The 9433-nt window shown below is 42.4% G+C and carries 11 protein-coding genes; 9 read left to right on the top strand and 2 right to left on the bottom strand.

Annotation, left to right across the window (positions count from 1 at the left end):
- From AC5JQI_RS19980 to AC5JQI_RS20020, 9 genes are all read left to right on the top strand, one after another.
- Positions 1–918, top strand: coding sequence for a replication initiation protein (locus tag AC5JQI_RS19980; protein WP_337167711.1), 918 nt, complete (start codon positions 1–3; stop codon positions 916–918).
- A 745-nt stretch (positions 919–1663) separates the two neighbouring features.
- The gene (locus AC5JQI_RS19985) at positions 1664–3655 is read left to right on the top strand and encodes a type IV secretory system conjugative DNA transfer family protein (RefSeq protein ID WP_275384221.1); all 1992 of its coding nucleotides are present in this window, start codon (positions 1664–1666) and stop codon (positions 3653–3655) included.
- A complete protein-coding gene (locus AC5JQI_RS19990) occupies positions 3636–4376 on the top strand; it encodes a replication-relaxation family protein (protein ID WP_493914897.1) in 741 nt (246 codons plus the stop codon). Before AC5JQI_RS19985 ends, AC5JQI_RS19990 begins: the two co-directional genes overlap by 20 nt.
- A 462-nt stretch (positions 4377–4838) precedes the next feature.
- Positions 4839–5060, top strand: coding sequence for a hypothetical protein (locus tag AC5JQI_RS19995; protein ID WP_273584440.1), 222 nt, complete (start codon positions 4839–4841; stop codon positions 5058–5060).
- 269 nt (positions 5061–5329) lie between these two features.
- On the top strand, positions 5330–5584 hold the full coding sequence (locus AC5JQI_RS20000; protein WP_273584441.1) for a helix-turn-helix domain-containing protein: 255 nt from the start codon (positions 5330–5332) through the stop codon (positions 5582–5584).
- A gap of 315 nt (positions 5585–5899) precedes the next feature.
- Complete coding sequence (locus AC5JQI_RS20005; RefSeq protein ID WP_493914896.1) at positions 5900–6166, top strand: plasmid stabilization protein; 267 nt, start codon at positions 5900–5902, stop codon at positions 6164–6166.
- Positions 6156–6455: a type II toxin-antitoxin system RelE/ParE family toxin gene (locus tag AC5JQI_RS20010; RefSeq protein ID WP_275384219.1), complete on the top strand. Its 300-nt coding sequence runs from the start codon at positions 6156–6158 to the stop codon at positions 6453–6455. Before AC5JQI_RS20005 ends, AC5JQI_RS20010 begins: the two co-directional genes overlap by 11 nt.
- 234 nt (positions 6456–6689) lie before the next feature.
- The gene (locus tag AC5JQI_RS20015; RefSeq protein ID WP_275384218.1) at positions 6690–7169 is read left to right on the top strand and encodes an Hcp family type VI secretion system effector; all 480 of its coding nucleotides are present in this window, start codon (positions 6690–6692) and stop codon (positions 7167–7169) included.
- Positions 7169–8083: a DUF4225 domain-containing protein gene (locus AC5JQI_RS20020; protein WP_493908174.1), complete on the top strand. Its 915-nt coding sequence runs from the start codon at positions 7169–7171 to the stop codon at positions 8081–8083. The genes AC5JQI_RS20015 and AC5JQI_RS20020 overlap by 1 nt, the downstream gene beginning before the upstream one ends.
- On the opposite strand, the gene AC5JQI_RS20025 is transcribed toward AC5JQI_RS20020, so the two are convergent.
- Positions 8058–8660, bottom strand: coding sequence for a hypothetical protein (locus AC5JQI_RS20025; protein WP_275384560.1), 603 nt, complete (start codon positions 8658–8660; stop codon positions 8058–8060). The two genes, AC5JQI_RS20020 and AC5JQI_RS20025, sit on opposite strands and share 26 nt — an antisense overlap.
- 58 nt (positions 8661–8718) lie before the next feature.
- Complete coding sequence (locus tag AC5JQI_RS20030) at positions 8719–9084, bottom strand: type VI secretion system tube protein Hcp (protein WP_493908175.1); 366 nt, start codon at positions 9082–9084, stop codon at positions 8719–8721.
- Between the last annotated feature and the right edge of the window lie 349 nt (positions 9085–9433).

Here is a 9433-nt window from a genome sequence, read left to right on the forward strand (position 1 = left end):
ATGACTAGTTTTGCACTGGATTATTTTGCCGACCATTTGCCCCGAAAACCCTATCACACGGATGATTTACTCTATGGATTGCGTATCAATAACGCCGATGTGGCCAAGCTCGCCCGTTACATCCAACACAATCCCCCCCATGCCGCTTTCTGGTTTGTGTTTGATGTTGATCGCGTTGGCGCGGCGATAGACTGGACGGACAGCAACGCGCCTGCCCCCAACATCACGGTAAAGAACCAGACGAACGGACATGCCCATCTGCTTTATGGGCTACAAACAGCCGTCAGAACTGCCCCCGATGCCAGTATCAAAGCCCTGAAATATGCCGCATCGGTAGAACGTGGCTTGTGTGTGAAACTCCGTGCAGACGTGAATTACAGCGGACTGATTTGCAAAAACCCCCTTAACCAGCACTGGCAGGTAACAACATGGCGTCAGGCAGTCTACACGCTGGACGAACTTGCCGATTATGTTGATTTTAACGTCCCAGAAGCCCGCGTAAACGATTTTAATTACGGGCTGGGGCGTAACTGTGAATTATTCGAAAAAACGCGCAGGTGGGCTTACAGGGCGATTAGGCAGGGGTATCCCGATTTTGCCCAGTGGCAACTGGCCGTCATTCAGCGTGTGGAAATGTACAACGTCCAGCTGACCAACCCGCTATCGCTGCCGGAATGCGCCTGTATCGGGCGCAGTATTGCCAAGTGGACACACCAGCGTATGAGCGAAAAGGCGTTCGCGCAGTATGTTGCAGACACGCATACGCCAGAGATCCAGGCCGCCAGAGGACGCAAAGGAGGGATAATCTCTAAGCGTGGGGCGGTAGCGGACTCTGAAAGAACGCTCAAGCCGTGGGAGAAATTAGGTATCAGCCGCGCATGGTACTACCACAAAAAGAAAAACGGACTGCTCGACTAGACCAGATAAGCCTATATCAGATAACAGCCCCTTTTTGGGGCTTTTTTGTCTTTTGACGTTAGCTAAAGAACATTGGTTTTTTTAGCACCGTCTGCTCGCCGCAGCCTAACGACCGAGCGCAGCGAGCGAGTGGGCGAGGAAGCGGAATATCTACTGAACTTAATGTTTTGCACGGTCACTCAATAGCTATATAAGAACCCTTTTTTACTTAACAATTTATTTAATCACCTATATTATATAGCTATCTTTATGCCTGTCGGCATGGTTATTTTCTTCGCTAGGGCTGCGAAAACAACAAAGGGAAAAATTCATTTATGTCAGTCTGGACGCCTGCCAACATTCATTTTTCCCCTCTTTCTGTCTTATGTCGGCTGGACGCCGCCAACGTCAGAAATTCACCCGCGCCCCGTCATGCTCACGCATGACCAAAATCAAAAACTACGCCGCTGAACGCACCTAACGCTTCGCTGTTTTTCATTTTGGTCATGCGCTCACTGGCATTCACTTTGACGGGGCGCAGCCCACCGAAAAATCACAACTGGGGTTGTGTTTTTCTCTCACCTGCTGGGGCAGGTTCGTTGTGCTTTATGGCACAGCGAAAAATCTGCTGGGGCAGACTGTTTCTTGTGTACTTTCGCAAGCTGGACGCAATGCGAAAGTATGAAACCGAGGCTTATCACGCTGGGGCGTTCTGAGCCTCTTTCTCACGCAGGGGCGCGAGAATTTCACCAAAAAGAGGGGGAGTATGTCTTTATCATCGGCGTTGTATTCTGTTCTGAAAGCGTATCCGTTCGCGTTTTCTGTCATTGAAGCGGACTGGCTGGCTGTTGCTGTTTGCGGGTTTGTTTTTAGTTTTGTTTTTTTTACTTTGAGCCGGACATTACATGCTTATAGCCTGCTGGGTGTGAGCAGTGAGGCGATTCGAAAAGCGCAATTGCACAACAAAACGGGTGATGGGAAAACAATCCCGTTAGTGTGGCGTCAGAAAGCGAATCTGGATAATCCGTCCAAACGTATTTATGCAAGACGCTGGATTGCACGGCTATTTATGTCATTGGTGAGCGCGTTGTTTGGTTTAACTGCCTTAGCTTATCTTCTGTTAGTTTTTGCCTGCTTTATCATCAATGACAAAGTCACGCTTGAGTTATGGTTTAGTGAAAACCGTTTTTATCCGGCATTCTGGCTGGCGGGTTCTCTGGTAGCAGGGGGGATTGTATCGAGTCTGGTTTACTTTATTTTTATCCGTGACGTTATGGCGAGAAAAGATGCAGACATTAACCGCGTTATCATTGAAAAGCGGAATAAGCACAAAGGGCGAACGGGCGAACTTTCTGACGCCCGTTCACTGCAATTTGCGTCTGTGCCTGATTTTAATCCGGTTGATTATTTTAATACGGCGGCGGCCAAGGATGCCGTATTCCTCGGACTGGACGAGAAACGCCACCCTATCTACATCCCGCGCAAGATATGGGTGAAATCCAATGTTCAGATAATGGGATCAGTCGGCAGTGGTAAAGGTGTGCTGGCCTGTTGTGCTCTGGCGCAGTGTACCGGAATGTTTAATGACACGGTCATCGTTTTTGATCCGAAGAACGATGAATTTGCCCCGCACGTTCTCAAAGGGCAGTCTGATAAATTTTTACTGCTGGATTTACGCCAGGGTAAACCTGCACAACTGAATATTTTCCGTGACCTGTCCTCTTATCAGCTCAATGAATTACTGGTATCGGGCTTCAGTCTCGGACGGCGGGGCGATAATGCGGATTTTTACCGTGACAATGACCGCCAAGCGGTTCGAATGCTGTCGTCCCAGTTTGAACACGGTACAGATGTCGCTGCCTTACTTGACGCGGCGCAACGTTTGCCACAAAAGGTCAGGGAGTCCGCCAGTGGTTTTATGACGCTGTTACAGGAATTGTGCTCGTTGTCCGTTTTACAGACCCATGAGGGGATTGATTTAAAGGATTTTATCCTTAATGGCGGTTGTCTGTATGTTGTCGGCTCTCTGCGTGATGAATCGGTGATCATGCTGCAAAAAATGTTGTTTGTGCGTTGCTTACAGATTATCGAGGAGCGCGACCGTTTTCATGAAACTACGCACGTGAATATTTTTCTCGATGAGGTTAAGTACCTGCTTTCAAAATCCAGTCTGGAAGCCCTCGGCACAGTACGTGACAAGAACTGTAATATTTTGCTGACACACCAGTCCCTCGGTGATTTTGGTCAGTGTGGTGCCGATATGAAGCCGGAAGTTGCACAAGCAACGGTGATAGACAACACGCCGATTAAATGGATTTACCGCATGAAAGATTACAAGGTGGCAGAGTGGGCGAGCAAACAAACGGGGCAAATACTGGTTGATAGTGAACGGCGCAACGTGACCACAGAGACCGGCAATGTTGAACTGATGAGCACCGAAACCACCGTATTTAAAGAAAAACGTGAACTCATCGACACCAACACTATCCAGCACCTGCCCGATGGCGCGGCCGTGATGATTGGTGTCGGGCTGGCGCGGATTGCGTATAGCAAACCGATTAAGGCCACGCGGCGGGAGATTGCATTAACCGAATACCCCACCCTCAAGCAGCCTGATTTTCATTTTTCAGCGGGTGAGCCTGTTTCATCCTTCCCTGAATATGCCGGAGAAATACCGCAACGTGAAGAGGCTGTTACCGAGTCTGTGGCACAGACACACTTTAACCGAGAGAGTCGTGATGACAATGGGTGGCGATAATTTTATCCGCTCCTATAAAGAGCGCATGGCAAAAAAACAGGATAACGAGCAGGCTATCCTGCGGTTCCTGAAAGATGAAATCTATTCAACGGCGGAAATCCTGAGCAGGGTACTGAATTATACGGCGACCAGTACGGTGTACACGACGTTAAACCGAATGTGTGCCAAAGGGTTACTGAGCACCGAAAAAGTGGATTTAGGCGGTTACAGACCTTTTAACGTGTATGGCATTACCCAGCACGGGGCTGTCATGGTCTTGGATGACCATGATGACCCGTTTAAGCTGAAAGCGTTTGAACCGTCAAAAATCACCCTCAGCACACTGGCACACCGATTTGATGTACAGCGGTTAAGCCTTGCGGCCAGACATCACGGGTATCAATGGAAACCGACCAGCAATCTCAAGCTGGAAAAAGGGCAGAAATACCCTGACGGACTAATGCGCAAGGACGGGAACATCTGGGCGGTGGAAGTGGAACGGGTGGCGAAATCCCCGAAACGCTACCGTGAAATCGTCGAAATCTATCTGAATCAGATAACAGTGAATAATTGGGCGGGTGTGGTGTATCTGTTCCCCGATTCGCAGTTACGGGACAGGGTTAAACGAATATTTTACGCCGTTGATGCTGCCTCGATTGGCGGGCGTCTACAGTCCTTATCTCCTGAAATTACAGACCGTTTTTTTTACTTTAAAACTTATGAGGAATTTGCCAGCGAGTGATATGTATTATTTTTTATACGGTGGTGATTATGTGCATTCTGTCATTTGATCAAACCCTACCGCCTCGCATTCGCTCGTTGGTCAACAGCGACCCGCCACCCAAAAACAAGTTTTGAGTGACAGGTCGCTGTTTTCGTTGTCGCATTCATTTGATTTTATTATTGAATGTTTTTAATTATCCCGTTAACCTGATAACGCTATCGGCAAAATCCGATAGTCAAGGGGTCGCAGCCTTGAGATTCATCAATACTGGTAACGTTATCTGCTTGCCAGTGTGCCTGTTTTTGCCTCTCAATGGCGATTCAGGCAGGGGAGACTATTGTCTCGCTGGTTTGATGAATCCCAGTACTGCGAACCCTGTTTGAGTCGCCACCATAAAATTAGAGAAAGCAAAAATGAAAATAATCCTCTGGTGTTCCTCTGTACATTTAACTGTTTTACCTTATCGAATAGAGGTAAAACATGGCTAAACTCTTTACTTACCAAACCTCAAAAAATGCCTATGCACTGGCACGAGATGCCACTGATTTGATTAAATGTGCAGAGTATCTCTGCCGAAAAGATGACATACATGAGAATGTGCGACATCTCCATAGCTGTATCTACGCCACCATGAAAAAAATACGTAAGTTAAGCCGATTACTGGAAACTTATGAGGTGAATGAGGTCACAAACACACACTAATAACACCAATTAAATATCGATTTAACTTACTATTTTACTTATTTAAGTAGTTAATTCGGTAATCTGAAATAGCTATCAGTTAAAATTGATAGCAAGGGGTCGCAGCCCTGAGATTCATCAGCACAGGTAAAACAAGTTTTACCTGTGTGTCTGTTTTCACCTTTTATCTATGGTGATTCAAACAGGAGAGGTAATGACTCACCGGTTAAACACTCCCGGTACTGCGAACCCTATTTGAATCGCCACCAATAACATGAGGTGAAACAGATATGAATGCGAACCAAGACTGGCATCCTGCCGATATCATTGCCGCCTTACGTAAACAAGGAACTACCTTAGCAGCAATCTCCCGTAAAGCAGGGTTAAGTTCATCCACATTAGCCAATACCCTGATCCGACCTTGGCCAAAAGGTGAATGGATAATTGCCGACTACCTCAAGCTTCATCCCTCCCAAATTTGGCCCAGCCGCTATTTCGATAACACTGGTAGCCTGATAGAACGCAAGCCCCGAAATAAATCATGACAATGAAGTCTTGATAAGTCACTTGCAGATTGTTTGTCTAAAGCCTGCCGATATTTATTACTGGCTTCATTGGGTTAAGTTTTGTCTAACATCAGACAGGCCACACCCTTGGATATGATTTTTACTGGCGTCACTTGGGTTTTACCAAGTGGCGCCACGAATGGGGATTAACACAACAAAATTTTGGACAGTTCCGGCTCATCCCCCTGAGATCAGCTATTCACGACTTAATTTAATTAATTAAATTTAATGGCGTATAATCAGCACAAGTCAATCTTCTGGCACAACCAGCAGAAAAACCTTTGGAGCATGACAATGAACAACACAACCCACTATGAAAACGCCAACTTCCTGCGTGAACTGGCGGAGAATCTGCCTCGGATCATGCCCTGCGACAACGCAACCCGAAATGCGGAACTTCTGCAACGACTGGCTAACGAGGAACTGGCACAGGCTGAGTACGAAGAACGGGTAAGAGCCAAAGTTGCGATCGCACGTGCTGATAGTCGCCCAGGCATCACTACCGAACAACTTCGCCAACAGTTACAAAATCGTTATCAGGCGTTACGCGATGACGTATGACGTCGAATGGAAACAGGGAGCTATCGAAGACGTCATGGCGCTTTTTGACTATATCGCGGAAAACTCATCACTCTGGGATGCCAGAAACGTAACGGATCGCCTCCTGAACTCGACAGACAAACTGGCAGAATTTCCCCGTCTGTACGAAGTCGATTCACGCTATGGTGAAGATGTACGCCGCATAAGTTTAGTAGGGCAACATGTGCTTTACGAGGTAGACGATCAGGCTAAACAGGTTAGTATACTGGCAGTCGTAGGTCAGAGGCAGAATCCCTACTCAATACGCTAACTCGGCATCATTATTTGCAGTCATCTTAGAAACAGATTTTAATCTTATTCCTTTTTGCAGGAGTTTTTAACGTCACTAATGGGTATTTTTAGTGACTAACCTCACCCGTTTGACATAATGATTTATGGGTATCTTAACGTATGGATTAGATAATTTTTTTCATTTTTAAAATTTTATTTTGAATCATTTTTGTAATATCATGCTTTTTTAAAGTAAATTATATAGGGTATAGTAATGGCGAATATTATTTATCTTAAGTTACAAGGAAAAAAACAGGGGTTAATCTCTGGAGGGTGTTCTACTGTAGATTCTATAGGGAATAAATTTCAAAAAGGTCACGAAGACGAAATATTGGTTAATGAATTATCCTCTAACTTATCAATGCATCAAAATGTAAATTTTCAGCCTATAGATATACGTAAACCTATCGATAAATCATCTCCTCTATTATCACAGGCATTAACATCAAATGAAATATTAACCTGTGAATTTTTCTTTTATCGAACTGCGATGAATGGTGGTCTTGAATTATATTATAAAATTAAGTTAACCGAAGCATCGTTGGTGAATATCAATTTCTTTTGTCCAAATTCCATAACACATAATGATGCGCAACCCGAGGAATCTCTATCCATTAAATTTAAATCCATCACGTGGGAACATGTAACTGCCGGAACCAGCTCTTATAGCATATGGGAAGAGAGGGTGTACTAATGTCATCACCGTTAGAGACAAAGTTTAATTTTTATGCCAATGAATTAATTAAGCTTTCTCAATATTCATCCGCTTATTTGTTGGATGATATTGAGTTTAAAAATGGCTATAAATATGAAATAAGTCAGGTTGTTAGGTTGATAAAGAATGATTTTCAGGCGGCTTTATATAATTATGAACAAGGGAGAGGCGGTGAATATTGGACACAGGCTTCACAATATGTAGATGAAATACAATTGGAATTTGAATCGGAAAGATATGGTTATGAACAATTGCGAAAAAAAGATAAACAATCTTACTTAAATACTCAAGAATACTCAGGGAAAGGGTTTGTCTTTTATGCGGAAAAGACGGGGGCTGTTATCGGTGGTGCTGTGCAGTTCGGGTTGGGAGTTGTGACGTTTAGAGCGGGGAAGCTAATAAATAGTAAAGAGCTTAAAACGATGGGACTTCTAGGGGCGGCTACAGGGTTTAGCGATACAATAGAGGGAGTTACCAATATCGCTTATGCAGTTACAGATGGTGCAATTGATCCCATAAATCCTGGTAGATTTTTAACGGAAGAAGGTTTTTTAGCTTTAGGTGCCAAGGAAGGTGTTGGGGAAATTGCCTATGATGCTGTAGATTTCGCAATTAGCGTTTATTTTGCATTTGGAGTTTTGACTAAATTTGATAAAACTAAACGGATTATACACTTACCTGTAGAAACACCATTCGGCTTAGAAAAATCTTCAATTTTCGATAAACTTTTCACTGAAAAAGGGATCAGGTTATTTAGGTGGGGACGGGCTGATTATGAAAGGAAAATATTTGTTAGTAGCAAGCCAATGCTTGCTTATAGAGTTGGAAATCTAACACATAAAATGTATTTAATGTTAGATAAGTATCTTAATGACGAAGATGAAAATAACTAAAAAAGTAAATAATCTTTGCTTTTAAATATAGAGAAAAGCTTATTTTTTTATCTAATGCCACTACAAATGAGAGAAGAGTAATAGAGAAGAAACATATAAAAGCGAAAATATAAAACATCACCAATGGACTATTGTTTGTTGCAAATATTGTTACTAAATATAAGGATGATATTATAGCACTGATTACAATTATTGCTTGCAGATCCCAGTGAAATAAGTTACCAATCCATTGATTATATTTATCTTTTGATTTAATTTGTTGCTCATATGACTTGTTTGAAAATTTTATTTCCTGCTCATATGAATCGTTTAAATATTGAATTTCCTGATCATATGCTTCGTTTAACGATTTAATTTTTTTCTCATGATGTTCATCGTTTAACGATGTGATCTTTTTTTCACGTTTATCTCTTAAAGATTTAATTTTTTTCTCATATGCATTTCTTAAAGATTTATTTTCCTTTTCAACCTCATCTCTTAAGAGTTTAATTTCTCTTTCATATGCATTTCTTAAAGATTTATTTTCTTTTTGTGATAACTTACTTAATAAGTAAATGCTGTTTTTTTTTGTATTCATAGTTGCTTCTTTTTTTATGGGCGTTAACTTTTTTTTCGCCCATTGTTAATGGTAATTATCAAGCTATTTTTATTTGTAATCTCTCACAGGGTGAGCTTTTATTCTCTTCTGAGAAATTAGTATTTATTTTTTCTATAAATGCATTTTGAAATTTAAATTCATGGGTTGTTTTATCATCAATGCACTGAAAGATTTTTAATTCTAAACTTTCATTTTTATCAATAGCATTAAGTAATAAAGGTGATGCACCATCTACGTTTTTTTCTAAAATGATTTTGTCTATATCACTTAAGCCATCAATGCCTTTTGATAACTCAAGGGAGTGGAGCTGTATTTTATCTTTATGAGCATCATTGCCTGAACAGTTTTTCGATAACAATCCTTGTTCTGCCCCTGAGATTTCCATGTAAGTAGTATATTGCATAGTATTTCCTCTTTAATTGTTAATTAATCCCAAGTAAGCCATTTTATTTGAAAATAGGCAATGAAAAGCTAATGCAATAACAGGGTTTCTGTAAATTTACATAATGAATCGTCTCAGAAAATGGGAATTTAAAGTCCGTCAGGCAGTGAACTTTGTCACCATTCACCGTCTGATGATTAGACAAAATGATTATTGCAGAGTAATTTTAGACTATAAACACATACGCCCCCGAAATTGTGTATCAACTTGGCGGAAGACTCACAATTCACGAGGGCGCAGGCTCAAAACTTAAAAAGAGTTTAGCATATGTACAGACAGAAACAACACCCCGCCATAAGCTCAGCCATAA

The organism is Xenorhabdus sp. XBWT (assembly GCF_059072735.1).

Coding starts and splice junctions, on each gene's coding strand:
- AC5JQI_RS19990 (WP_493914897.1), top strand. CDS start 3,636: ATGACAATGGGTGGCGATAATTTTATCCGCTCCTATAAAGAGCGCATG.
- AC5JQI_RS20020 (WP_493908174.1), top strand. CDS start 7,169: ATGTCATCACCGTTAGAGACAAAGTTTAATTTTTATGCCAATGAATTA.
- AC5JQI_RS19995 (WP_273584440.1), top strand. CDS start 4,839: ATGGCTAAACTCTTTACTTACCAAACCTCAAAAAATGCCTATGCACTG.
- AC5JQI_RS20005 (WP_493914896.1), top strand. CDS start 5,900: ATGAACAACACAACCCACTATGAAAACGCCAACTTCCTGCGTGAACTG.
- AC5JQI_RS20030 (WP_493908175.1), bottom strand. CDS start 9,084: ATGCAATATACTACTTACATGGAAATCTCAGGGGCAGAACAAGGATTG.
- AC5JQI_RS19980 (WP_337167711.1), top strand. CDS start 1: ATGACTAGTTTTGCACTGGATTATTTTGCCGACCATTTGCCCCGAAAA.
- AC5JQI_RS20000 (WP_273584441.1), top strand. CDS start 5,330: ATGAATGCGAACCAAGACTGGCATCCTGCCGATATCATTGCCGCCTTA.
- AC5JQI_RS20015 (WP_275384218.1), top strand. CDS start 6,690: ATGGCGAATATTATTTATCTTAAGTTACAAGGAAAAAAACAGGGGTTA.
- AC5JQI_RS19985 (WP_275384221.1), top strand. CDS start 1,664: ATGTCTTTATCATCGGCGTTGTATTCTGTTCTGAAAGCGTATCCGTTC.
- AC5JQI_RS20010 (WP_275384219.1), top strand. CDS start 6,156: ATGACGTATGACGTCGAATGGAAACAGGGAGCTATCGAAGACGTCATG.
- AC5JQI_RS20025 (WP_275384560.1), bottom strand. CDS start 8,660: ATGAATACAAAAAAAAACAGCATTTACTTATTAAGTAAGTTATCACAA.